Annotated in this window: 24 protein-coding genes and 1 pseudogene; 6 read left to right on the top strand and 19 right to left on the bottom strand. The window is 41.8% G+C overall.

Going from position 1 to position 23,224, the window contains the following annotated elements; translation table 11 throughout:
• Positions 1 to 319 precede the first annotated feature (319 nt).
• Positions 320 to 1,459, top strand: coding sequence for a DNA polymerase III subunit beta (gene dnaN / locus B1A85_RS02725; RefSeq protein ID WP_104545376.1), 1,140 nt, complete (start codon positions 320 to 322; stop codon positions 1,457 to 1,459).
• Between the two features lie 11 nt (positions 1,460 to 1,470).
• Here dnaN and B1A85_RS02720 read toward each other — a convergent pair whose 3' ends face one another.
• The 3 genes from B1A85_RS02720 to B1A85_RS02710 form a co-directional block, all read right to left on the bottom strand.
• Positions 1,471 to 2,286: an SAM-dependent methyltransferase gene (locus B1A85_RS02720; RefSeq protein ID WP_104545375.1), complete on the bottom strand. Its 816-nt coding sequence runs from the start codon at positions 2,284 to 2,286 to the stop codon at positions 1,471 to 1,473.
• 224 nt (positions 2,287 to 2,510) lie between these two features.
• Positions 2,511 to 3,698, bottom strand: coding sequence for a TRC40/GET3/ArsA family transport-energizing ATPase (locus tag B1A85_RS02715; protein ID WP_104545374.1), 1,188 nt, complete (start codon positions 3,696 to 3,698; stop codon positions 2,511 to 2,513).
• A 43-nt stretch (positions 3,699 to 3,741) separates the two neighbouring features.
• Positions 3,742 to 4,131 (bottom strand): DUF2358 domain-containing protein, encoded by a 390-nt coding sequence (locus B1A85_RS02710; RefSeq protein WP_104545373.1) that lies wholly within the window; start codon positions 4,129 to 4,131, stop codon positions 3,742 to 3,744.
• A 391-nt stretch (positions 4,132 to 4,522) separates the two neighbouring features.
• On the opposite strand from B1A85_RS02710, the gene B1A85_RS02705 reads away from it, so the two are divergent.
• Positions 4,523 to 4,888: a hypothetical protein gene (locus B1A85_RS02705; protein ID WP_146087131.1), complete on the top strand. Its 366-nt coding sequence runs from the start codon at positions 4,523 to 4,525 to the stop codon at positions 4,886 to 4,888.
• A gap of 63 nt (positions 4,889 to 4,951) precedes the next feature.
• Positions 4,952 to 5,488, top strand: coding sequence for a hypothetical protein (locus B1A85_RS02700; RefSeq protein ID WP_104545371.1), 537 nt, complete (start codon positions 4,952 to 4,954; stop codon positions 5,486 to 5,488).
• A 93-nt stretch (positions 5,489 to 5,581) separates the two neighbouring features.
• On the opposite strand, the gene B1A85_RS02695 is transcribed toward B1A85_RS02700, so the two are convergent.
• Positions 5,582 to 6,148 (bottom strand): hypothetical protein, encoded by a 567-nt coding sequence (locus tag B1A85_RS02695; RefSeq protein ID WP_104545370.1) that lies wholly within the window; start codon positions 6,146 to 6,148, stop codon positions 5,582 to 5,584.
• A 76-nt stretch (positions 6,149 to 6,224) separates the two neighbouring features.
• Positions 6,225 to 7,478, bottom strand: coding sequence for a DUF4912 domain-containing protein (locus tag B1A85_RS02690; RefSeq protein ID WP_104545369.1), 1,254 nt, complete (start codon positions 7,476 to 7,478; stop codon positions 6,225 to 6,227).
• 582 nt (positions 7,479 to 8,060) lie between these two features.
• Here B1A85_RS02690 and B1A85_RS02685 point away from each other — a divergent pair.
• Positions 8,061 to 9,449: a cobyrinate a,c-diamide synthase gene (locus B1A85_RS02685; RefSeq protein ID WP_104545368.1), complete on the top strand. Its 1,389-nt coding sequence runs from the start codon at positions 8,061 to 8,063 to the stop codon at positions 9,447 to 9,449.
• Positions 9,450 to 9,542: 93 nt separating this feature from the next.
• Here the strand turns inward: B1A85_RS02685 and B1A85_RS02680 are convergent.
• From B1A85_RS02680 to B1A85_RS02665, 4 genes and pseudogenes are all read right to left on the bottom strand, one after another.
• Positions 9,543 to 10,074 (bottom strand): annotated as a pseudogene (locus B1A85_RS02680) (Uma2 family endonuclease).
• Entirely contained in the window at positions 10,071 to 10,196 is a 126-nt protein-coding gene (locus B1A85_RS02675) for a hypothetical protein (RefSeq protein WP_210404141.1), read from the bottom strand. Before B1A85_RS02675 ends, B1A85_RS02680 begins: the two are co-directional and overlap by 4 nt.
• Before the next feature lie 32 nt (positions 10,197 to 10,228).
• Positions 10,229 to 10,666: a DoxX family protein gene (locus B1A85_RS02670; RefSeq protein ID WP_104545367.1), complete on the bottom strand. Its 438-nt coding sequence runs from the start codon at positions 10,664 to 10,666 to the stop codon at positions 10,229 to 10,231.
• 227 nt (positions 10,667 to 10,893) lie between these two features.
• A complete protein-coding gene (locus tag B1A85_RS02665; protein ID WP_104545366.1) occupies positions 10,894 to 12,015 on the bottom strand; it encodes an AI-2E family transporter in 1,122 nt (373 codons plus the stop codon).
• Positions 12,016 to 12,217: 202 nt separating this feature from the next.
• Between B1A85_RS02665 and B1A85_RS02660 the strand changes: the two genes are divergently transcribed.
• Entirely contained in the window at positions 12,218 to 12,805 is a 588-nt protein-coding gene (locus tag B1A85_RS02660; protein WP_104545365.1) for a DUF99 family protein, read from the top strand.
• Between the two features lie 74 nt (positions 12,806 to 12,879).
• A complete protein-coding gene (locus B1A85_RS02655) occupies positions 12,880 to 13,293 on the top strand; it encodes a gamma-glutamylcyclotransferase (protein WP_104545364.1) in 414 nt (137 codons plus the stop codon).
• Positions 13,294 to 13,325: 32 nt separating this feature from the next.
• Here the strand turns inward: B1A85_RS02655 and B1A85_RS02650 are convergent, their stop codons facing one another.
• The 10 genes from B1A85_RS02650 to B1A85_RS02605 form a co-directional block, all read right to left on the bottom strand.
• On the bottom strand, positions 13,326 to 13,886 hold the full coding sequence (locus B1A85_RS02650) for an anti-sigma factor (RefSeq protein ID WP_104546282.1): 561 nt from the start codon (positions 13,884 to 13,886) through the stop codon (positions 13,326 to 13,328).
• Between the two features lie 159 nt (positions 13,887 to 14,045).
• A complete protein-coding gene (locus B1A85_RS02645) occupies positions 14,046 to 14,702 on the bottom strand; it encodes a sigma-70 family RNA polymerase sigma factor (RefSeq protein WP_104545363.1) in 657 nt (218 codons plus the stop codon).
• Between the two features lie 188 nt (positions 14,703 to 14,890).
• The gene (locus B1A85_RS02640) at positions 14,891 to 15,076 is read right to left on the bottom strand and encodes a hypothetical protein (protein WP_104545362.1); all 186 of its coding nucleotides are present in this window, start codon (positions 15,074 to 15,076) and stop codon (positions 14,891 to 14,893) included.
• A gap of 181 nt (positions 15,077 to 15,257) precedes the next feature.
• Complete coding sequence (locus B1A85_RS02635; RefSeq protein WP_104545361.1) at positions 15,258 to 15,818, bottom strand: late competence development ComFB family protein; 561 nt, start codon at positions 15,816 to 15,818, stop codon at positions 15,258 to 15,260.
• Between the two features lie 98 nt (positions 15,819 to 15,916).
• Positions 15,917 to 16,792 (bottom strand): M23 family metallopeptidase, encoded by an 876-nt coding sequence (locus B1A85_RS02630; protein WP_104545360.1) that lies wholly within the window; start codon positions 16,790 to 16,792, stop codon positions 15,917 to 15,919.
• 225 nt (positions 16,793 to 17,017) lie between these two features.
• Positions 17,018 to 17,362 (bottom strand): STAS domain-containing protein, encoded by a 345-nt coding sequence (locus B1A85_RS02625; protein ID WP_104546281.1) that lies wholly within the window; start codon positions 17,360 to 17,362, stop codon positions 17,018 to 17,020.
• Between the two features lie 36 nt (positions 17,363 to 17,398).
• Positions 17,399 to 17,977: a DUF6272 family protein gene (locus B1A85_RS02620; protein ID WP_104545359.1), complete on the bottom strand. Its 579-nt coding sequence runs from the start codon at positions 17,975 to 17,977 to the stop codon at positions 17,399 to 17,401.
• A 64-nt stretch (positions 17,978 to 18,041) separates the two neighbouring features.
• The gene (locus B1A85_RS02615) at positions 18,042 to 19,751 is read right to left on the bottom strand and encodes a SpoIIE family protein phosphatase (RefSeq protein ID WP_104545358.1); all 1,710 of its coding nucleotides are present in this window, start codon (positions 19,749 to 19,751) and stop codon (positions 18,042 to 18,044) included.
• 4 nt (positions 19,752 to 19,755) lie between these two features.
• Complete coding sequence (locus B1A85_RS02610; protein WP_104545357.1) at positions 19,756 to 20,127, bottom strand: response regulator; 372 nt, start codon at positions 20,125 to 20,127, stop codon at positions 19,756 to 19,758.
• Positions 20,128 to 20,137: 10 nt separating this feature from the next.
• Positions 20,138 to 23,098: a response regulator gene (locus B1A85_RS02605; protein ID WP_104545356.1), complete on the bottom strand. Its 2,961-nt coding sequence runs from the start codon at positions 23,096 to 23,098 to the stop codon at positions 20,138 to 20,140.
• Positions 23,099 to 23,224: the final 126 nt, after the last annotated feature.

Here is a 23,224-nt window from a genome sequence, read left to right as displayed (position 1 = left end):
CGTTTCTGGGGAAAACTTTGGGAAAATCTGTGGAAAACTAGCGAGAGTTTAGGGGGAAATCTTACTAGGTATAAATACTGTGTGAAAAACTAAGGACTTTTTCCACAAGTTTTCCACAAGCTTGAACCGCGAAAACGAAGACAGGTGGATATTTTTTTGACTTTTTCCACAGTTTCCACAGCACCTACTACTACTGTAGAAAATAATAAATATATCCGTAGTAGATAGTTCGCAGCAAATGTGGAGCGCAAGTGCTAGGATAGTTTTCCTGAGCTGATTTTGACAAAAACGCGATCGCAAGCAACTGCTGGATACATCAATGAAATTCGTTTGCAACCAAAGTGATATCAGTACAAACTTGTCACTCGTCAGTCGGGCGGTTCCTTCACGTCCAACACATCCAATTTTGGCAAACGTTCTCCTAACCGCAGACGCACAGCAAGGACAAGTAAGTTTGACTGCGTTCGATCTTAGCTTAGGGATTCGCACGAGTTTCGCGGCTCAAGTCGAAACAGGTGGAGAAATCGCCCTTCCGGCGAAGTTACTCAATGACATTATCTCTCGAATGCCACAAGGAGAATTGACGATTGATGACGAAGGCGACACGCCGTTAAGTGCAACGATCGCATCAACTTCGGGAAAGTATCAAGTGCGGGGTATGGAAGTTGACGAATTTCCCGAATTACCTGTTGTTGAAAGTGAAACGATTTATCTCCCAGCAGAAGCATTAACCGAAGGGCTACGCGGTTCTTTGTTTGCAACGAGTGCAGATGAAACGAAACAAATACTATCTGGACTGCATTTGACTATAGAACAAGATACTCTAGAATTTGCAGCTACAGATGGTCATCGTTTGGCAGTTGTACAAACGATCAATGAAAACGCCCCTGTAGAGGTTGAAACAACGCAATTAGAGGTGACAGTACCAGCAAAAGCTTTGCGCGAACTAGAACGGATGCTAGGAATGCGCGATCAAAGCGAATCATTGGCATTGTACTGCGATCGCGGACAAATTGTTTTTGAATGGGAAAACCAAAGACTGACTAGTCGCACATTAGAAGGACAATATCCGGCTTATCGTCAACTAATTCCCCGTCAATTTGAAATTCAAGTTACACTCGAACGCAAGTATCTACTCAGTGCAATCGAACGAATTGCTGTTTTAGCAGACCAGAAAAATAATATTGTTAAATTTACGCTAGATAGTCCAAGACAAGAATTAGCTCTATCAGTTGATGCGCAAGATATTGGTAGCGGTAGAGAATCAATGTCTGCACAAATCTCTGGTGATAGCATTGATATTGCCTTTAATATTAAATATCTAGTTGATGGCTTAAAAGCACTTCCAACTTCAGAAATTCAAATGCAGATTAATACACCAACAAGCCCAGTAATCTTAACGCCGCTGGGTGGTGTAAAAATGACTTATTTGATTATGCCAGTGCAAATTAGAACTTAGATACGCTAACCTCAGCGAGGAAATTTCTGCGCGGTTACAAGAAATACCCGTTCGACATTGGGAACGTCGCGAGGTGGTAATTTGCGAGTATAACGCCCAAAATGCGCGCCCTCATCTCCAGGTTGAATAACTTTTGCTTTCCACCCGTAGTCTGCTAGCAACTCTTCTGGGTTATCACATCCAGAACGCCAATATCCTTGAAAACTACTGTCTGTGGTTGATGGTATTGCTGTAGTATTAATGACATCTAAACCGAGCCAGCTTCCGGCTACCGCTAGTTGCGAGACTGTTGTCAGCAAAGTATGGACTTGCGGTATATCTAAGTACATCAATAAGCCTTCGATTAACCATACAGAAGGCAGATCAGTACGATAACCTCGATCTAATAATAAATGCGACCAAGGTTGCGTCAGATCGGCGGCGATCGCGTACCGTTGGCAAGTAGGTGTTGCGTCTTTTAGTACAGCATCCTTATAACGAAGAACTTCAAGTTGATCGAGTTCGTAGACTTTGGTATCTGCTACCCAAAGAAGCCGATAGGCTCGCGTATCCATTCCTGATGCTAAAATGACAACTTGCGGAAGTTGTTTTGCTAAGAGAAAATCATCAAAAAATCGCGTACGAACAACGACATAAGGTCTTCCATCCTGTTCTGGTTGAATTTTTCGTTGTGCTAAAAAGGCGAATGCATCAGCACCCGCAAGTTGAGTCGCAAATGGATCGTTAAAAAGGCGATCGCATCTTGCAGTTTCTTGCGATCGCATTGCTGCTGTGAGTCTTGCAGAGAGCGATACAAACGCCTTTGAATTAAGCTTTTGTTGCGTCATTTTTTGCTCCTAGTACGCTTTTATGCAATTGAATGTGTCGCTTGCACAATCACTACACGAAGCTGACGCACTTTTCCGGTTATGCTTTCCCGCGCCCTCTCAGTCCCCCCAATTTTGGGGAAAAGTCGTCGAGGCAATGCCTAACTCATACAAAAAGTTTGCAATACTAAATTGTAGCTAGCCTGCGAAAGCAGACTTTGTTTATTTAGCTGCAACTTTAGTTGCTAAGCTCCTACACCATTAGCAAAACGAATCTTCAAATAATCATCCTCCATTTTTGCACCTGCTGGTTGTAATGCGGCTAAAGCTTGCGGCAATACTAAGTTACGGCGATGATTGCCAATGGTGATATTTAATTCATCGCCAGTTTTACTTAATTGAATATTGTCTTTAGCGATTCCTGGTAGATAAAGTTCCAAGCTGTACTGATTGTTATTTTGAACAACGCGTACAGTCGTTTCTTTGTAATAAACTTGCGTTGGGTCTTCATCTTTATAAAGCGTATCTTTCAGTCGCTCTAAAGCTGCTAAACCGCACAGTTCTTCAGAATATAAAGGGACTTCCTTTACAGGTAATGGACGAAAATTTTCATGAATTTCTTGGCGATATTGCTGTTGATTTTCCTTCCATCTTTGAAAGAAAGGATCTTGCACTTCCTCAGGAATAATCCGATTGGCAACGACTAAATCTGTTGCTACATTATACAAACTTAAATAAGCATGGGCGCGTAGCGATTCTTTCAGCACCATTTTTTCAGGGTTTGTTACCAAGCGTACCGAAGTTTGCATATTATCAGTTAATACTTTTTCCAAAGCTTCGATTTGCTCGTAAAATTCATACGGCGCATCCATCACTTCTTTGTCAGGTAAAGAAAATCCTGCGATCGGTCGAAATAAAGGCTCTACAAGCGGTCTTAACGCCACAGACATCTTTTGTAATGGCTTGTAAAAACGTCGCATATACCAGCCACTCACTTCGGGTAGACTCAATAAACGCAGTGCAGTACCAGTCGGAGCCGAGTCGATAATTAAAACATCAAACTCGCCCTCGTCGTAATGGCGCTTCATACGTACCAAACCGAAAATTTCATCCATTCCAGGCAAAATTGCGAGTTCTTCAGCTTGTACGCCGTCGAGTCCCCGTGCTTGTAAGACTTGAGTAATATAGCGCTTAACAGCTCCCCAATTGCCTTCTAATTCTAATAATGCGTCTAATTCTGCTCCCCAAAGGTTCGGGCGGACTGGTCGCGGATCGTGTCCGAGTTCTAAGTCAAAACTATCTGCAAGTGAATGTGCTGGATCGGTACTCAAAACGAGTGTGCGATAGCCTAACTCTGCGCAACGAAGTCCAGTAGCAGCAGCAACAGAGGTTTTTCCGACTCCTCCTTTGCCTGTCATCAGAATTACACGCATGAATACTTTTGTCCTGTCTAAGCAATGTTTATATTTCTTTACTCTATCTATTCTTGGTAGGAAATAGGTGTTGTTTAATGACGTCTAGCCGCGAACATTTCCAATAATCGACGTGAGAAGTAATAATGTCCTGTTGATTGACACGCAACTCACTCCAACCAGGAATTGCAATGCGGGGTTTCCAGGGTACAGGAGTATTCCAGCTTAAAGTCCACTCAGTTTTGATTGTGTCTCCTTCGCGGCGGATATCGTGTAAGTCCATTTTGGGCGCAATGAACCACGTTTCAATAAACTTGATCGTCGCTTTATATTTTGCAACGCCGCGAAATTCGTTTAGAGGATCTTTGAAGTACACATCTTGTGCGTAGATGCTGTACGTCTGATTTGCGGGGAACCTTTGGTAATCCTGTTTGAGGATTTCAACTATGTCCATACGTGTGGCTGTTTTGTAGCAGGCTACTTTTGAGTTTAGGAGGTTATTCGTCTTGCCTTCCTTGACCCACCGAAGTAATTCAAATGTCAATGGGGTGTAGGCAATTTATAGACAAATCTTTCAAAAAAGGCTGCTTTTCTTCCTCTTCTGCTCACAACAATCCTGAATTTTTCTTTAACTTTATGTTTACAACATATTCTCAGAAAATCTCATTTTGCCAATAGCCTATAGCACTTTGACACTTCTGGTATCAGTGCAAATACTTACCTTGATGTAAAAAAAATAATAAGAAGTAGTACTGTATCTTTACTCACTCAGTAATTTAACTGATACTAAGGTCATGCAGATAACAACTGCAATAGCAAATACGCAACTATCAAAAGAGGTATTTATGTTGAAAAAGTTCGCTGTAGTTCTACCCACATTAGCTTTAGCTCTTTCCCCTATCGCTGCTTTCGCTGGCGAAGTTGGAGTTTCCAATAAGTATACCGATGGCTGGAGTCATGGTAATAGCCATATTAATATTAGCTCCTACGAAATTCGTAAAGGGTTTGAAGCTTCTTTTGCCTACGCCGACAAGGACTACTCTAATATCAAATTCGATAAGAGTGGTTTTTCTTTTGAAGATGTCAATGCGACTTCTGGTTATCTCAGTGCTGGTACTTACTTGGTAGAAAATAAAGCTAATGGTTACACCGCTAGCCACTTTGGTAACACCAGTCACGAACACAGAACAACCGCTTTCAGCAACTTCTAATTAGCTAAAAGCAGTAGAAGATCCGAGGTGCACATCGGATCTTTTTAAGAATTAGGAGGAAAAATGAAGCGTTATATCTATTTATGTACAGCAGTAGTCTTGTTGTTGTCTCACCCAGTACTGGCGAGTGAAAAAAATCAGTCAGCGACACATCGTAACAAAGATGCCAAAAGTTTGAATAGTAGCTTTCAGCTTGATAATGCTCAAAGTAACAATGCTGAAACTTCTCAAACTAACACTGGCTCTGTGCAAAATGTCGGAATTCTCAATCAAACTATTGGCGAATATAATTTTGGTCCAGGTATTAGTTGCAGTACTCCCAGTATTTCGCTTAATGGCTATATGAGTTCTCTGAGTAGGGAGCGCGAAGTATACGGCGCTACAGTTTCTCTGATGATTCCTCTTGGAGGAAAAGTAGGAGGTAATTGTCGCCGCCTCACTGATGAAATTGTCAAACAACGTCGTCTAGATACTAGCCTGACTCTAGTAAAGACTTGCGTTGATTTTAGCAGCAGGGGAGTCAGAATCGACCCTAAGGTTCATCCTGAGTTAGCAGCAGCGTGTGTTGGTGTTTCTGCACCAGCAGCACAACCAGAGTAATTGAGTAAGTTACATTCATTATACTGAATACTAGTATAATTTGCAACAACGTTTTTAAAATCGACAAGCAGGAAAATCAATTACCTTCTAAATTTACTCAACTTCTTGCCACAAGCGTTCTAGCTGTTGCTTCCATACTGCTAGTGTTTCCTCGCGTGACTGCGCTCCTTGTTCCATATCGCCTAAAATTCCTTCTTCATAAAAGCGATCGAGATTCTGTAAAGTTGCTTCAAGGGTTAACCCTTGCTGTTTTGCTGCAAGAATAATTTGACGCATCCGACTTTCGACTAATTGCGAAAAGACATCATTGAGTCCGGCTTGGTGTAGGGAAACTAAACGCGCGATCGCATCTGCTAAATCAGCCTGTACTAAACTTTCGGTTCTATGCTGAAACACACCCCAAACAACACCTTGTTGCAGTGCGTAGCGTACTTCTTGCGTATCATCAAAATTGGCAGCTAGCAGTTGTTCTATAAAAGGTTGTGCCGCTTCGGCAGACATAATTGGTAGTAAAAGTCGCAACCATGATTGATCGTCGGATAAAAGTACCAATAACCGGAATTCTAGTGTTTCCACTTGCCACGAACCAGGGGTGATTTCCTGCACAGTTACTGGGTCAAAAATTTCTTTCAGCGTACTTGCAATTTCTTCAGGTGTCATAATCTTTAGCGAAAAGAAACCCCCGACAATTGTCGAGGGATTTTGTAATCTATTTATCAGTGTGGCAGATAATGCTTTAAGCAAACCACTCTGGAACTGCTTCTTCTTTTGTATTCGTATTTCGTGATGGTGTTTCGCGGGTGAACTTCATGTGAATAGAGCGTGTTTGCTCGCCATCAGCCGCTACTGCCTTAATCGGATAATCGATTAAACCATCTTGGAAGGACATCTGGAAGCGGAATGTCCCATCAGGATTGAGCTTGATCGGGCGTCCGCCAATTGTTACAGTAGCATCCGGTTCGGTTGCACCATAAACAATTAACTCAGCATCTGCGATTAACCAGAACTGACGCGGGCGCATTGGAATTGCCGAAGCTGAGAAGCCAACGCCGGACATTCCTACACCGGACATTCCTATCCCAGACATTGTTGGTACTGCCCACATACCCATTCCAGAAGCAGTGATATACGAGCTAATTGATTGTACGCCGACCATTTGAGCCGAACCTGGTACTTGCTGCATCGAGCCATAGAGCGAACCTGCCACTCTTTGTGCTTCGGCGCCTTGAGCCATACCGAAGATTTCGTCGTAGATCGGATTACTGTCTTGTTGAACTCCAGCAACTGCCATGCGCTTAGCTGGTGGTACAAGTTCGTAAACAGTTTTACCGCGCAGATCTTCTTCAAAGCTGACCGTAATGAAGCGATCTTCAATCCAATCGCTAGGGTAAACCGGCGGTACGTGAACGGGTGCAGAACGTGCTAAAACTAACCAACGACCGTCAGCACAGCGATAACCAATATCGACAACGTAGTCGCGATCGCTCACAGGAATCGGTAAATACCATTCCCGTGCCAACTCATCGCAAGGATATTCTTGAATGCTGTGAGGACTTTGGTAATCGATATTAATATCTGTGACGTCGTATATGCGCAGTGCTAGCTGTTGTCCGCCTTGTTTGCGCAAGTCTTCTTTATGCTCGTTGGGGATATCCCAGTAAGTGTATGCCCATTGAGGATCGCGGGGCAGTAACACGATCCGACTTTCACCGTATCCATCAGGTAGTTCGGCTAAACCTTCATCTACGTCAGCTAAGGAGCCACCTGTGCGGTCATCTTGACCTAGTTCAAATTTAGCTGCTTCCACTGCTTCTTGTGCCTCCAGTGTACGAGTTGGAACAACAGAAACTTTTGTGCGCTCGATTTGTTGAATTGCCGCTAGCAGTTGCGCCTTCCGCATTCGGCTATAACGCGAGACACCGTATTCACTTGCAACTCTTCTTAGTTGCCGTAAGGTCATCTCTTCTAAAGGTGGGCGTTCTTTAGCCATGAATTTTGTCTCCGGTAATTTGAATCAACTATTCTGTTGCCGGACAAAAACTCCGTTCTGTCGGTGACATCCAATGCCAGAATGACTGCAATCAATTTGACTGCTGGGAGGAGTGGAATGTCTTAGCTATGCATTTAGCTTTTTGAACGGCTCTTGTTGGTACATTCCCAACAATCCTGCGTCTGCCAAAAAACAGCATTTTTTCGGGATCGTGGGGATCGCTGGTTAATAACTATTAAGCCGCAAATCCTTCCTAGGGATCAAGGGGTACACCTGGCAGCTTTGAGTAATTCTACGTATCAATCAGCCTTTCGGGGATCGCAATGTCAAGATTTTATAACAACAAGCTTTGGTCGAGGGGAATGATGTCAGAGTTTTATAACAAATCAACTTATCTGCCTACGCTCCCTACTTTTCAGCTTTTCTCAGTTCGTGCAGATAAAATAACTTACAGTAAGAACTTAAGCTTTTTCTTGTCTCTCTCCAATCATGAACCATTCATACTATTTCACCAAATGAAAACTACACATCGTTTCTCCTTTTGCGCCCCTGCTCCTCTGCTCCTCTGCTTTTTTACTTTAAATGGCATTAATTATTGCTGGAGAACGTAGTGGCGTTGGTAAAACGACAGTCACTCTGATGTTGCTTGCATATCTAAGCCAGCGACTACAAGTACAAGTGCAATCTTTCAAAGTTGGACCTGATTACATCGACCCGATGTTTCATCAGTATGTAACAAAACGCCCCTGCCGAAATTTAGATCCGATATTGACTAATGATGCTTATGTAAAGCAGTCTTTTGAACGTCACAGTCGAGGTGTTGATTGTGCGCTGGTAGAAGGCGTTATGGGATTATTTGATGGGGCTACGGGGATTGATGATACAGCAAGTACAGCACATATTGCACGGTTATTAAAGTTACCAGTTTTACTTGCGATCGACTGTAGTCGATTGTCACGCTCGGTGGCGGCGATCGCCCACGGTTATCGTTCGTTCGATCCGCGCGTCAAAATTGCGGGAGTTGTATTAAATCGCGTTAGTAGCGATCGCCATCTGCAATTTTTAAAAGAAGCTCTCGAATCAATACAGTTACCGATTCTTGGTGTATTACGCCGTGCAGACGATTTAACAATTCCCGATCGTCACTTGGGCTTAGTTCCCACCGCAGAAATAACGCAACTCGATCAATTGATCGATAAATTTGCACGCCTCGGAGAAACCTGTTTTGACTGGGAACGGCTCTTACCACTTTTAAAAGGAGTGAGGAGTTTGAACGTAACGACACAAGATGACAAAAAAATCGCAGATGCTACCCGTAGTACTTCACTTAGAATAGCAGTGGCATGCGATCGCGCGTTTAGTTTCTACTACCCAGATAATCTAGAAATTCTGACACAACTTGGTGCAGAAATCGTTTATTGGAGTCCATTGACTGATCCTGATTTACCCGAAAATATCCAGGGATTATATTTCGGAGGCGGCTTTCCGGAAGTATTTGCCCAACAACTAGCAGAAAATAAATCAGCACGGGTAGCAGTAAAAACAGCAATTGAGCAAGGAATGCCAACTTATGCTGAATGTGGTGGGTTGATGTATCTGTCACAAGCGATCGTCGATTTTGAGCAAAAATCGTGGTCAATGGTAGGAGTTATTCCCGCAACAGCAATTATGGATGCTCGCTTAACACTCGGTTATCGCCAAGCAACTGTACTACAAAGTCCACTATTTAAAACCGGTACAGCAATATGGGGACACGAGTTTCATCGGTCGCGGCTAAATCAAACACCAACAAAACCTTTATACAAGCTACAAGGATACAATTCCTCAAGCTTGGTGTTAGAAGGATGGCAAGCGTATCAAGTTCATGCGTCTTATCTTCACCTTCATTTTGGTGGGAATCTAGAAATTCCTCAACAGTTTATACAACGCTGTCTCAAGTTTCGCGAATCTCAAGTAAGTGCGCCAAATTAAAAGTTACGCATTTTAAATATTTTTCTTGGCAACAGTACAAGCGATCGCGTCTTTCTTCACTCCACTTAAAAGGCTCATCTACGAATACATACACTACCAACCCGAAAGCGCTTCAGGTGCTTGTAAAACCTCAACCGCCTTGCCCGAACGATAAACTTCAACTTGCTTTGCCTTGCGATTCAGTAGCCAGCCTAATACGCGCACCATTGTCGATGTATTCCTGCATCTTAGCTTGAACTGTCACCAGCGAATCACTGGGAGACATCAACTCCACGACAAAATCGGGACAAAGCGGGATGAACTTCTCTTGCTGCTCAGGCGTAAGCGTATTTCAACGCTCTAGCGTTAACCAAGCTGCATCAGGAGAGCGGTTGGCTCCATTGGGTAATTTAAAACCAGTCGAATCGAAAGCAATACCAGTTGCATCAACATCAGTCCAGTTGAATAATTGCTGAATAAGCCGACCGTTGCGATTTCCAGTCTCCCCTCCGGTAGGTGGCATAATAATCAGTTCTCCTTGGGCTGTGCGTTCAAACCGCAAATCCCGATTGCGCTGACACAGCTGGTAGAACTGCTCATCGGTCAAGTCAATGACTGATTTAATGTCAACGGTAAGAGCGTTCATAGAATTTCAGCTAAATATTTCAAGTTCTTCTTAAAGTCAACTTCACTATTTGTATCTACCATCACTGTAGGCGCGATCGCCGATAGCAGCGCATAGTATTGCGCCCGCCATATATGACCCACAATTAAATCAGGTTTGAGGCTAAGAATTTTTTCTAAGTTTCTGTATCGTACAAATTGATGATTGCCGCTTGGTCTTTAATATTTGTTGAAGGCTTTGTATACCAAAACGCCCAAGCGATGAGAACTCCTTGAAAGGGAAGTCTAACAACCTGAAACCAAGGTGAATCAGGAATGCCATCAATATGAATGTGGTTTACCGCCATATTAATATTGGCAGGAAAAACCGCAATAAAAAGTGCAATTAATCCCCAAGCAGCCGCACGACTAACTGTAGGAACAAGTAACCCAATTCCTCCTAAAATTTCAAAAATGCCACTAATATAAACTAACTCTAAGGGATATGGTAAAAGAGATGGTACAATCCTGACGAAAATATCAGGTACGGCAAAATGTAGCAGACCAACTACAGTAATAGATACAGCAAGAATAACCCGTAGAAGTTCTTTGTTTTTACGAACTATTTTCAACATAGATGCGTTGGTACCAAATAACTTTTGTATTCTCTATATTTCTAGAATTCAATTACTATTAATAGCTATAGCATTTTTATCTGATTTGTGAATATTGTTTTTAAACATAGATGCTTCTTCGGCTTGCGGTAAGCTACCACTCCAGACACAGGAACACAGAGAGAAGAATAAAGAGAGATTTTCTCGAATGAATAGAAGATTGGTATACAAAGTAAAAATGACGAAAACTAATTGCTATCATCATTAGTTTTAGAACTGACTCTGAGTAAAATTTGATCGCTACTATCAAGTGGATTGTAAAAAAACGAGCCAGTTTGAGGCGGTAGTGTGGGGTCAAAAACAATTTCTGTCAAACTTTTGATAACACCAGTGAGAGGAATTGCCAAAATAACGCCCAAAAATCCACCGAATTGCGCTCCCAATAGCAAAGAGACAAAAATAATTACTGGAGATAGCCCTGTAAGATTGCCCATAATTCGAGGAGCAACTAAATTATCTTTGATTTGTTGCAGTGCTACTGCAACTGCTAAAACTTGCAATGCTAGCCACCAATCAATGAATGCGACTACAATCGTTACCGTTGCGATTCCTAAAGTTGCGCCAATGAAAGGAATCACTTCCATAAACCCAATAAAAACTGCAAATACAAGAAAAAATGGCACGCGCAATGTCCAAAACGCCAGTGTCAGCGTTACTGCCATAAATAAACCGAGTAATAACTGACCAGAAACGAATCTTTGTAAGTTACGCTGAAGTGATTCTGTCAGTCTGTCTCGAATTGTTGGTGCAAAAATACGTGTTAAACCTTGCCATAATCGCTCTCCATCAATGAGCATATAAAACGAGATGACCAAAACGAAAATTAAATCTAACACCCAGTTAAAAGTTCCTAATACCAAACCAAAACCTTTCGTGGCGATCGCTTCACTCCAAGTTTGCGCCCGTGCGAGAAACTGCGATGCTAATATCCGGACATCAAACGGTAAGTTGTGCTCTACACTCCAAGTTTGAAACATTATTAACTGCTGTTGTGCAGAAGCTACTAATGAAGGTAAATTCACAACTAATTGCCGTGCTTGAATAAACACTGGTGGTACTAAAGTCACCGCAGTGAAAGCAACAATGACTCCGGCTAACAAGTAAACAAAGATTGCAGCAATACTCCGAGGTAAAAATGGTTGTAACGCTGCAACCGCGTAGTTAAGCAAAAACGCAATTAGCCCAGCTGTAATCAAAATGCTGAGTAGTTCCCCAATGTACCTTAAGGCGTTAAGTGTCACCCAACCGGTTATCAAGATCAGCAGCCAGGTAATTAAAAACTGTTGTAGTGGCGAAAAGACACGATTCATTGGAAAGCTGTATTCACAAGCTACTTTCCAAAATGTAGCAGTAAATAAACGCAACAGTCAGCGCGATCGCTTCAGGCGCTGCGCGTAGCGTAATCGTTTTGGCTTGGTCGCTAAAGAAAGAAGTTGTCACTCAACTTGAGTTGTTAATTATTAATCGTTTTGCTAGCTTTTGTTTGCAAGTGTTGTGGTTTTCATCCACCGCATGGATCTAGAAACTTTGCTACGACGCGGTCGTACTATTCGTGTTATTGGCTTTGATGATGCACCATTTTCCCGCCCTAGCAGTGGCGGAAAAGTTAATATTGCGGGTGTAGTTTGTGCAGATACTCGATTTGAAGGTATGGTTTGGGGAGAAGTGCAGCAGGATGGTTGGGATGCAACAGAAACGATTTGTCAATTGCTATTAGGAAAAAAATTCTTACCACAGTTGCATATTCTGTTACTTGATGGCATTGCTTTTGGCGGATTTAATATTATTGACCTACCATTGCTTGCGCATACACTTTCGCTTCCGTGCGTTACTGTCATGCGCCGCCTACCTAATCTCCAAGCAATGCAAGAAGCAATACATCATTTACCTCAACCTGCTCGACGCTTACAGACGCTGCAACGTGCTGGTACGATTTATCAGTATCCACCTTTTTTCTTTCAGGTATCTGGTGCGAGTCCTGAAGTTACGTTTGCTGTTCTGCAACGTTTGACGAACTGTGGTAAGGTGCCAGAGGCATTGCGTCTCGCCCATCTGATCGGTGCTGCTGTAGTCAAAGGAGAAAGTGGGAAATCGGCATAAATTTAACAATCGAGTTTGCTCGAACTATGATTGAAGTGTGCTAGACACGTGAATTTGTGTAACCACATTCACACATGAAATCGTCGGAAGTTATTAATATTTTTGTTTATGGAACCTTGAAGCCTGGGGAGGTTAACTATCAACGCTATTGTGCGGGTAAAGTTTTGCAACAAAGGCGGGCGATCGCTTTCGGTCAACTTTACGAGCTTCCTTTTGGGTATCCAGCAATGACTTCTGGCGAGCATCGCGTCCAAGGATTTGTACTTTCGTTTGCTGATGCAGAAATATTAACTTACCTCGATCTGCTAGAAGACTACAATCCTCAGCGCCCGATGGAAGAAAATGAATATTATCGCCAGCAGATTGATACTTACAATTTAGACTTATCTTTTCTTGCTTCTGCTTGGGCGTATTTTATGACATTAAAGCAGGTTAATGATTTTGGCGCTAAGCTGTTACCAGATGGTTGGTGGAGTGGTTGTCGATAACCGTAAATCAACCACTCGTTTTCACTGGGATTTTACTCGTGACGATAGTCAGCTTGATTGATAAAGTGAGGTTCTGGAGCGGCGACGGCTGCTTTCGGAATTTCAATGACTGGGCTATTCAAAGCCACCATCAAAGTTTCGCTAGCTTCGGGTACTGGTTGCAATTCAGCGATTTGCAGTGATGAACGATCCGTCAATACGCCAGACAAAGCACCGACGAACAAGGCAGCGATCGCTGTTCCTCCCCAGAGGGCGAAGCGCCGCGAACGACGTCGATCAATTCGAGTAAAGACTTGCTGCACAGTTTGTTCTACTGGCTGTTGTTCGGTCGGTGTCGGTAGCGTTCGTATACCTTGACGTAACTTGAGCAATCGGGCGTATAAACGTTGCATTTCTACGTCCTTTGCCAGCCATTCTTCTACTTCCTTTCGTTCTGCTGCTGTGACTTCACCATCGAGAAAAGCACTTAGTAACTCGAAGCGGTCGCGCTGACATCTATCCATAACACCCGTTGGCTTAGCATAACCAGTGTGTATTGCTGGCAAATCCCTTGTATGGGACTGCTCGCGTGGCAACTTGATCTCAGACGTCATTTTAACATTACTACCAAATTTGATTGGGGAGACGAGCCAACTATGCACGCTAGTTAACTGCTACTTTTAATAATCTGCAAAAACCTAAGGTTTTGAGAATCTTCTTTAAGACATAATCCTCCTCTGCTTTTTTACTTATCTTCATCAAGTCAACATTCGTTAACCTTCTAAATATTGTTGAAGTTGTGACTGTAATCGGGAACGTGCCCGCGCGATGCGAGACTTAACAGTACCCAAAGAAACACCAGTAATTTCGGCAATGTCTTCATACGCCATGCCTTCGATTTCGCGCAGTACGATAGTCGTACGGAAAACTTCGGGTAAGTCAGCGATCGCTTCTTGGAGTTGTTCGTAAAACTCGCGCGTAGTCAACTCTTCGTCAGGACTAGGGTGATCGCCTGCGATTTCCCAATCCATATCTCCATCTTCCACTGCACGGGGAGCATCTAAAGATAGCGGGCTTGAATTGCGTTTGCGTTTGCGTAATTCGTCGTAAAACAGGTTTGTTGCTATCCGACTCAGCCAACCTCGAAATTTCACTGGATCGTTTAAGCGCTTGATATTGCGATAAACTCGAATCCACACTTCTTGAGCTAAATCTGCTCGATCTTGCCAGTCGGGAGCCAGATGGTATAAAACCTTATCTACGTGGGATTGATACCGACGTAACAATTCAGCAAATGCATTCCGCTCTGGGCGTAACCCAGCTTGACAAAGCAAAATCAAATCGTAGTTAGATAAGCTGTCTACTTGCACTGGTGTCTGAGGAATATTTGCCTCAACAGATGACCAGCTTACAGGAATTGATTGACTCATAAAAGCCACTGGCTCGACACATCCCTCATTATTAGACACCATAGATGCAGGGAAGTTCCTTATCTGAGTGCCAGATTTATCACTGGATCACTAGAGGGGTCAGGAATTAGAAATCGGGGATCAAAGGTTAGGAAATACAATGTAAAGTTTTTCTGTTTCTCTGACCCCTGACCTCTTTTTCAGAAGAGCTACCAGGGGATGGAAGCCGCAGGTAATTGAGGTATCTTTGAGCGATTTGGGGCATTCACTAAACGCGTTGGGGTTTCTCCTATGCGATAACTTGGATAGGTAACGGTCTTGTTTGGCAGACGTACTCCCAAAAATAAATTAAGGCAAAACGTAGCTGCGATCGCTAATATAAGTCTCTCTAGCATCACTATTCCTCATCCTCACGCCACACTTTTTTGCTAAATCACAAATCTTGGCAATCAAGCTGGCAACACCAAGCCAGATACCAAAAAATATGACTGAATTCCTAGCTATAATGTGCCTGAGGTATGAGGAAAAATGCATGAAAAACTGGTAAATCTTTATTAATTTTTTGTTTTAGAGTTATTAAGATGCCTCGCGGTCTGTAGCAGTTTGTTCTTCAAAATCTGGTGCGTAAGCTTGTAGAAGGCTACTGACTTGTTTAAGAACTTCGTTTCCAGTACTCTTGCTGATAGCTTGCCGCTCAGGGAAGAAATTCGGTTGGTCAAGACTGCGCGCGATCGCCGCGCTGACTTGTTCGCGAATTAAATCTTGCAGTTCTTCACTTGCTCTTTGGCTTTGGTATTTAGCACCTTCTTCGGTTGTGGCATAAAGCGGGGGAAGACGATTTAATGCATAAGCGGCAATATCGCCTACGTCAATCGTATGTACGCTTGTCACTTGAATTTCGGCTACCCGCGCGATCGCTTCGGTTAGCACTAATTCTTCCATCACATTGATGAATTGCTTGCGCGGTACTGCGACAACTTCCCCCGTTAATAGCGCTCCCATGAGTTTGTCGAGTGCCATGTAATCTTCAATGGAAAGCTCCACTGCTGTGTCGCAAATTCGACCGACCTCGGTTTCCATTGCTGGTGTTAAATAACCATCTTGCAAAGCTTGTTCTACTATTTTTTGGATACTCATAACGCTTCCAAACTCCACGGCGCTTGCTCAAATAGATCGCAGTAACCTTGTATTAATTTTTCCCAGCTTCTCCCGCAAAACGATCAAGCTCGATGTAATTAATTAAATCCTTGTTCGCGCCAAGGTACGGGGTCGACCGATTCGCCATGAACGTACAATCCCCAATGTAAGTGAGGTCCGGTCACGGCACCTGTGGCTCCCACTGCCCCAATAACTTGACCTGGTTTCACCATGTCTCCTTCTTTAACATCAATACGGCTGAGGTGTAAAAAGGCGCTTGTCACCCCTTGACCGTGGTCGATGCCGATAATATTACCGTGAATGCGAAAGCCTTGAGATACTGTGCCCACCAAAGCAACGCGTCCCGATGCTGGAGCGACCACTGGCGAACCCACACCACCTGCATAATCAACACCGCGATGGTAGTAGTCTTTAGCAAATTTGCCATTGTAGTAACGACGAACGCCATAAATCGCACTGATTCGACCTTTGTTGGGTCGGGCAAAAGGACCATTCCAATATTTTTGTGGTGTTACCAGTTTTTTAAATTCCGCGACGCGGTCAAGTTCGTATTGCGTTGCCGAGATTCCTGCTTTTCCTGGAGGAAGATTAATGCGTTGAATGGGAAATGAGCGATTCCGTACTTGTACTGCTAAGTTGCGCACTTGCTCGCCCATGTTGACTTGAATTCGACGTACTCCTGGTTGCTCCAAAGGTGTCGTGGGAATCATGGCCCGAAAACGATGCGGGGCTATTTCAAAAGCTGGGTATGTTTTCTGATTGAGCGTTACGGACGGCTGACCATTTGCGTTGCTGTCTTGCTGAATCAAAACTGACAGCGTATCTCCTAAGTGAGGGTTGGCTGGTAATATCTGTACTTGCGCAGCCTGTCCTGGAGTTGCCAAGGCAACAAGCAATACGACAATGCTGCCTAATAACAACACTTTGTTGAGAAAACCTGATTTCAATTTCATGTTGCTGAGCCGAAATTGCTTAGTTGGTATAGCTATTTAAATCAAAAAACTCAAGATTAACAATACCAACTTAAATTAGCTTTTCATTTTATAATGGGCTTCTGCCCTTACTACTTTTTATATACTCTAGACTTTTCAGAAAAATATGTTGACTTTTAATATATGTGTATAAATGTGTTCTAAAAATATAAAGATTTTTCAATTGTGTAAATTTATGTAAATATTTTAAACAATGTCTAGCTTTAGTGAAGGCATGAGTCGTTGTAAATTTTTTAATGACTTACTCTGCCAAGGGATTTCCTGAGAACCAATCACGCGCATCTGGATATTTTTTTTCTTGCGTACATTAATCGCGAATTTTGATAACATACTAATACCTGAACTATTAAGAAACTCTAATTTCCGCAAGTCTAAGGCTATGCTTGGCAGTTCTCGCTCTATTAAATGATTCAGTAGCTGTTCAATAGGAGCATATTCTTCTGTGCCACTGAGGCGGAGTGAACCCTGAAATAGTACAGTTGCAGTAGATTCATCGTAGCGAACACTGTAATTTTTTCCTTCTATTTTCATTAGATCTAAGAATTTTTTCATAGTTGATTAAGTAGTTTATACTATCAACTGTACCATTGTAGTAACAATTATTTGATCTGAGTCGCCTCGATTTTTTTCAAACTTCCAGCCTAACTTAGCTTTGTAGTCGTTGAGTATTGTTAGTAAACCTAAACCAGAGGTAGTAGGATTTTCTTCTTCTGTATTTTTTTCCAACTGGCTGATGTATAACTCCTCTACGTCTGATGTTAATAATGTTTTGATATATGATTGAAAATCATCGACTTGTTGAAGGCTAATACTATTAGAGATGACAAAAATAATTTTATCGCTGTGTAGATGAAGTTGAATGCTGATAGGAGCAGAACTTTCATGATTGAATTTCATCGCGTTTTCGAGTAATTCGTTAGCGATGTAACTAACAGCACTTTTGATTTCTATCTGCTTGCGAGCAACGATAGGATCGTCTTCATTACCAGGAAAAAAAGTCGTTAGGTAATCAGCTAAAAAATCTGCAGAAAGACCGTTGTTACGCCATCTTTGCTTGAGAGAAGTAGAGCTAGGCGAGAAGCCAACAATCAAGTGTTCTTGATTAAGCGGTAGGCAGGTAATAAAATCTCCAAATATTTGGGACATGATTTATTTTAAATTAATCAAATTATAAAAGTTTTTATTAAAAATTAATGACTAGCTGCGCGAATTATTTTTGCTTGAGTATTACTAAAGTAATATCGTCGTATACTTTATGTTGACCAATGTGCTGGCAGAGGTCATCAATAACAATTTGTCTAATTTCTCTAACTGATTTTTGCCAATTTTGTTGAACGACTTCACAAAGCCTGTCAATACCGTATTGAACTCCTAAACTGTTTTCAGCTTCAGTAATACCATCGGTGTATAACACTACAACATCACCAGTTTGTAATTGAATTTGCGTTTGGGCAACAAAGTCTACAATACTTTCTTCAAGTCCTATAGGAAAACCTAAATCTATTGTATCAATGCATTCTAATGCGCCGTTAGAGCGGATAACAATAATTTTTTCATGCTGACCACTTAAATTTAATTTACCATTATGATAATCAGCTAAAGAAAGTGTTAGATTTTTATTAGAACTCATGCGTTGAATATTGTTATAGATTGTGCGATTGAGAACTTCTAAAAATTTTTTTGGATCGGTTTCATTATTCTCCATAAGTGTTCGCACGGCAGTTTGTACCATAATCATTAAAACTCCGCTTTCTAATCCGTGTCCAGTGACATCGCCAATCCCAATTTTGACTCGCCCATCAGCGTGTAGAACATCGTAGTAGTCGCCGCCAACTTCATCGGCTGGTTCCATATATCCAGCAATATCTAATCCTTCAATTTGACTTAATTCATGGTCTTTAGGTAGGATCATTTGCTGTAGTTTCCGCGTCACTTCAAGTTCTGCACTCAAGCGAAAGTTTTCAGCTTTTAGACGTTCATTGAGAATTGTAATTTCCTGATTTGCACGACCAAGTTCTGCTAAATATTGAGCTTCGCGATCGCGGAGACGTTTTTTCTCTAAACAAGCTTCGATTCTGGCACGTAGTAAAACTGAGTTGAAAGGTTTTGTTAAATAATCTTCTGCTCCCATTTCGATACATTTAACAACACTATCAATTTCATCTAGAGCAGAAATAGCGATCGCCGGAATATGTTGAAATTGCTCGCGCAGCCATTGTAAAACTTCATAGCCATTAACTTCTGGCATGAGTATATCCAGAAGAATTAAGTCGTAGTTACCTGTCTTAATCAGTTGAATAGCCTGCAAACCATTAGCAGCCGTTGTCACAGTGTAACCTTGAGCAGTGATGAGTCTAGAAAGTAAGTCTCGATTGCTTTCGTTGTCGTCTACAACTAAGATATTGCCTGAGCGATTTGTGGATTTTTTATAGCTATTTCTTTCTATATGATTTTCTTCCGAGACTTTATTTTCGAATTTAATATTGTTCAACTGGAGATAACGTTCAGCAAAATGAGTAATATTGTTAATTATTTCGAATAATGATTGCGTAGCAGTACGAATTTTATTGATATCAGCGATTAATTCTTCTGCTGCCTGTTCTGAAAGCTGATCGCAACAAGAAATAACCATCTTTAAAAGAGGTTCTAATGCTAAAGGTATAGCTTCACTAATAGTAGCTAAATGAAGAGAAGAATAATTATCTACACTAGCTGGATCGAGATGTTTATTAATCAGTGCTAGCAATTGATTACCACAGTTTTGAATTTGCTCTAAATGAGAAGTTGTTGCTGTTTGAGGATCAGTTGCTATTTCCTCAAGTAGCATTTCACTGTAGCCAATGATGGCATTAATTGGCGTACGCAATTCATGCCTTAGATATGACATCAAAGCAAGTTGCGTACTGTGATTATTTTCCATTCTGTTAGTTCGTTCTTCCTAAAAGAGCCTCAATTTTTGCGAGTAAGCGCGGTAACTCGATGGGTTTGGTGTCGTACTCATCGCATCCAGCTGTAAGTGCTTTTTCGCGATCGCCTGACATGGCGTGTGCTGTTAAAGCAATAACTGGAATATTTCGAGTGCGGGGATTCGTTTTCAGTTGTCGAGTTGCTTCCCAACCGTCAATTACAGGTAAACTCATATCCATTAAAATAATGTCAGGATTTTCTGAGGAAGTCATAGATAAACCCTGCGCGCCGTCAACAGCAAAAACGACATCATAACCTTTACGAGTCAGACGTCGCGAGAGCATATCTCGATTCATTTCATTGTCTTCAACTAATAAAATTTTGGTCATCGATTTCACCTTAAGCTTTTAATGTCAAAGTTTTTTGCAGGTTAACTGCTTGTGACAACAAATAATGAACTTCTTTGAGTAAGGCTTGGCGATCGTAAGAACCTTTTTCAAAAACTTTATAAACGTGCTGGCGCAAATGGTTTTCTTCTTCTTCTGTTAATTCTTTAGCAGTAATCACAATAACTGGAATTGATGCCCATTGTGGAGTTTGGCGAAGGATGTGAATAAACTCAAAACCATCCATTTCTGGCATCATGAGGTCAGTGATAATCAGTCCAGGATTGTTGACTTGAAGCAGTTCTAATGCTTTGCGCCCATTTTCAGCTTGCAGAACTTGCCAGCCTTCTTTTTCGAGTTGACGACCAATCATTTGACTGGTGACTTTGTTATCTTCTACCATCATTACTGCATTAAAAGATTGTGCTGCATGGTATTTCTGCAACATTGCCATTAAGCGATCGCGATCGATAGGTTTGAGCAGATAATCAGAAGCACCTAAAGCGTAGCCTAAGTTTTTGTCATCGACGATGGTTGTCATAATGACTGGAATATTGGCAACTTCAGGATCGGCTTTAAGCGAAGCTAGCACTGTCCAACCATCCATACCAGGCATCATTACGTCAAGAATAATCGCATCAGGTCGTATTTCCTTAGCTAGCGACAAGCCTACAGCGCCATTACTCGCAGCGATTGTTTGGAAGCCTTCCTTATTGAGATAGCGTTGGATTAAGTCTTTGACAGTTTGATCGTCATCGATAACCAGAATCGTCGTTAACTGACACGAAGAAGACTCGGCGATCGCAATCTTTTCGGTTTCAACATTATGGGAAAGTTCGCAAGTTTTAGTTGGTAACTCGATGACAAAGGTAGAACCTTCACCTGGCGTACTACTGACACTGATGTCGCCTTCCATCAGCTGACAAAATCGTTTTGTAATTGCGAGTCCTAACCCTGTTCCCCCATATTTGCGCGTTGTTGACGCATCCGCCTGGGTAAAAGCTTGAAAGATTTTTTGTTGTTGTTCTAGAGTTAACCCAATTCCTGTGTCTTTGACTTGAAAGCGAATCCAACCTTGGTCATCTTTTGTATAGCGATTGACTGTGAGAACGATTTTGCCTTTTTCTGTAAATTTACAAGCGTTACTAAGCAAATTAAATAAACTTTGACGCACCTTTGTCAGATCGGCGTACATTGTACCCGCCTGTTCAGGACAATTGACAATCAAGGTGTTGTGATTTTTCTCAGCTAAAGGTGCGATCGTATTGATGACTTCATTGACAAGCGTATTAACTTCAAAAGTTTCTTGATAAAGTTCCATCCGACCTGCTTCAATTTTAGACAAGTCAAGGATGTCGTTAATTAACGATAATAAGTGTTTACCCGCATTATGAATTTTACGCAAGTCAGGAATGAATTCTTCTTGTTCGAGATCTTGTGCTTCTTCTTGCAGCATTTCACTATAGCCAATAATTGCGTTTAAAGGAGTGCGCAATTCGTGGCTCATATTCGCTAAAAACTCACTCTTAGCACGATTAGCTGCATCAGCAGTCTCTTTAGCTTCTTTAAGTTCCGCAGTTCGTTCTTCAACTCGCAGTTCTAGTTCTTCGTTCGTTTTCGCTAACTTACAGAAAGATTCTCGTAACTGCTGTGCCATCTTGTTAAATAAGAAAGCTAAATGACCTAATTCATCTTGCCGAGATACGTCTAGCTCAACGTTCAATTCACCAGCCGTGATGCTTTCCGTTGCCTTCATCATGTTAATGAGCGGCTCAGAAATTTGTCGGCGTAAAATTAGGAAAATAATAATAATTTCAATTGCTAACGAGATGAGTCCTAAAAAAAGAATGAGCCGAGCACTAGAAAAAGCTTGTTGTTGAAGGAGGCTTTTGGGATAAACAGTAACTAAATACCAATTGGGTCCTTTAATATTAGTGACGGCTAAATATTGACGATCTTTATTGTTGTCAATAATAACTTGATTGGTTTGTCTTTGTTTTACTAGTGCAAAAATACGACGTAAGTTAGCATTTCCTGAGTGAGAAATATTAAATCTTCCCTCACCATCTTGAATTTCTTGCATGAAATCAGGATGTGCGATTAAACGTCCATCTTCACGAAAGATGATGTTGTACGTTCCTTTCAAAGCATCTCGAATCGCACGTTCGCGTAATTCATCAATTAAAATATCGTGTCCAATTGTGGCAATATGCCTGCCATTTAAGTCTATTGGGGTAACGCACGAAGCCATCCAATGTTTTGCAACTTGGTCATAGTATATACCAGTCCAAGTAGTTTTACGCTCTGGGTTATGCACTTTATCAGTAATATAAAATGACTCATCATCAGTGACTCGAAAGGATTTATCTGAAGGAGCATTTTGTGTCCAAGCATAACTGGGCATATAAATCGCAATTCCGTTTTCTGGAATTTGCATATAAGTATTGACAAAACGATTCCGCCATGCTGGACCGTAAGCACTCAGTAAGTCAAAGTAAGTCATAACCCGACGGCGCATATCAGGATCGATCTTGACGTTACTACCCAAAAATACTCCAGGAGTTTTTTGCGGATCAAAGTTTTCAAGACGATTACGAATAGTACCATCAGGCATTCTGACAAACAGCTGTTCAAACTGAGCTTGAGGATCTTGCTTACCTTTCTCCTGAATGGCTTCTAAAAGAACTTGTTTAAGTATGACGTGATTGTCTTCTGCCAAGGTAAAAATAGCTTTTTCCCGTTCTGCTCGTGAAAGAGCATACTTTTCTACTTGTGTAAGAGTTTGTGCTGTGATGCGCGAAATTAATTGGAAGTATCCTACTCCAGTTGATGCAATAATGACAGCTCCAATACTGAGTGCTGTTTTGATGAGCGTTTTTTGTGTCAGCGATCCTGTATATTGATGCTGTTCAGAAGACTTTCTCTGAAGTGCAGGCAAGCGGGTTTTTATCTTATTTATCCAATTTACGTTCATTCGCCAACTCTTAAACTCGCTTCGATGTCGTTGGGAGCTAACCTGCCAAACTTGGCAACGGAGATTTCATGTGAATTCGCTTAGAAATCATAGAATTGTCAAGGCAAGTTTTGCTGTACGTTGTTA

This window comes from Chroococcidiopsis sp. TS-821, from assembly GCF_002939305.1.
Lineage (GTDB): Bacteria > Cyanobacteriota > Cyanobacteriia > Cyanobacteriales > Chroococcidiopsidaceae > Chroogloeocystis.
Note: the sequence above shows the minus strand (reverse complement) of the source record. Positions and strands in the feature narration are given on the sequence as shown.

What these genes read in the sequence shown, in the direction of transcription:
- dnaN (WP_104545376.1), top strand. Translation starts at nt 320, where the DNA reads ATGAAATTCGTTTGCAACCAAAGTGATATCAGTACAAACTTGTCACTC.
- B1A85_RS02720 (WP_104545375.1), bottom strand. Translation starts at nt 2,286, where the DNA reads ATGACGCAACAAAAGCTTAATTCAAAGGCGTTTGTATCGCTCTCTGCA.
- B1A85_RS02715 (WP_104545374.1), bottom strand. Translation starts at nt 3,698, where the DNA reads ATGCGTGTAATTCTGATGACAGGCAAAGGAGGAGTCGGAAAAACCTCT.
- B1A85_RS02710 (WP_104545373.1), bottom strand. Translation starts at nt 4,131, where the DNA reads ATGGACATAGTTGAAATCCTCAAACAGGATTACCAAAGGTTCCCCGCA.
- B1A85_RS02705 (WP_146087131.1), top strand. Translation starts at nt 4,523, where the DNA reads ATGTTGAAAAAGTTCGCTGTAGTTCTACCCACATTAGCTTTAGCTCTT.
- B1A85_RS02700 (WP_104545371.1), top strand. Translation starts at nt 4,952, where the DNA reads ATGAAGCGTTATATCTATTTATGTACAGCAGTAGTCTTGTTGTTGTCT.
- B1A85_RS02695 (WP_104545370.1), bottom strand. Translation starts at nt 6,148, where the DNA reads ATGACACCTGAAGAAATTGCAAGTACGCTGAAAGAAATTTTTGACCCA.
- B1A85_RS02690 (WP_104545369.1), bottom strand. Translation starts at nt 7,478, where the DNA reads ATGGCTAAAGAACGCCCACCTTTAGAAGAGATGACCTTACGGCAACTA.
- B1A85_RS02685 (WP_104545368.1), top strand. Translation starts at nt 8,061, where the DNA reads ATGGCATTAATTATTGCTGGAGAACGTAGTGGCGTTGGTAAAACGACA.
- B1A85_RS02670 (WP_104545367.1), bottom strand. Translation starts at nt 10,666, where the DNA reads ATGTTGAAAATAGTTCGTAAAAACAAAGAACTTCTACGGGTTATTCTT.
- B1A85_RS02665 (WP_104545366.1), bottom strand. Translation starts at nt 12,015, where the DNA reads ATGAATCGTGTCTTTTCGCCACTACAACAGTTTTTAATTACCTGGCTG.
- B1A85_RS02660 (WP_104545365.1), top strand. Translation starts at nt 12,218, where the DNA reads ATGGATCTAGAAACTTTGCTACGACGCGGTCGTACTATTCGTGTTATT.
- B1A85_RS02655 (WP_104545364.1), top strand. Translation starts at nt 12,880, where the DNA reads ATGAAATCGTCGGAAGTTATTAATATTTTTGTTTATGGAACCTTGAAG.
- B1A85_RS02650 (WP_104546282.1), bottom strand. Translation starts at nt 13,886, where the DNA reads ATGACGTCTGAGATCAAGTTGCCACGCGAGCAGTCCCATACAAGGGAT.
- B1A85_RS02645 (WP_104545363.1), bottom strand. Translation starts at nt 14,702, where the DNA reads ATGAGTCAATCAATTCCTGTAAGCTGGTCATCTGTTGAGGCAAATATT.
- B1A85_RS02640 (WP_104545362.1), bottom strand. Translation starts at nt 15,076, where the DNA reads ATGCTAGAGAGACTTATATTAGCGATCGCAGCTACGTTTTGCCTTAAT.
- B1A85_RS02635 (WP_104545361.1), bottom strand. Translation starts at nt 15,818, where the DNA reads ATGAGTATCCAAAAAATAGTAGAACAAGCTTTGCAAGATGGTTATTTA.
- B1A85_RS02630 (WP_104545360.1), bottom strand. Translation starts at nt 16,792, where the DNA reads ATGAAATTGAAATCAGGTTTTCTCAACAAAGTGTTGTTATTAGGCAGC.
- B1A85_RS02625 (WP_104546281.1), bottom strand. Translation starts at nt 17,362, where the DNA reads ATGAAAATAGAAGGAAAAAATTACAGTGTTCGCTACGATGAATCTACT.
- B1A85_RS02620 (WP_104545359.1), bottom strand. Translation starts at nt 17,977, where the DNA reads ATGTCCCAAATATTTGGAGATTTTATTACCTGCCTACCGCTTAATCAA.
- B1A85_RS02615 (WP_104545358.1), bottom strand. Translation starts at nt 19,751, where the DNA reads ATGGAAAATAATCACAGTACGCAACTTGCTTTGATGTCATATCTAAGG.
- B1A85_RS02610 (WP_104545357.1), bottom strand. Translation starts at nt 20,127, where the DNA reads ATGACCAAAATTTTATTAGTTGAAGACAATGAAATGAATCGAGATATG.
- B1A85_RS02605 (WP_104545356.1), bottom strand. Translation starts at nt 23,098, where the DNA reads ATGAACGTAAATTGGATAAATAAGATAAAAACCCGCTTGCCTGCACTT.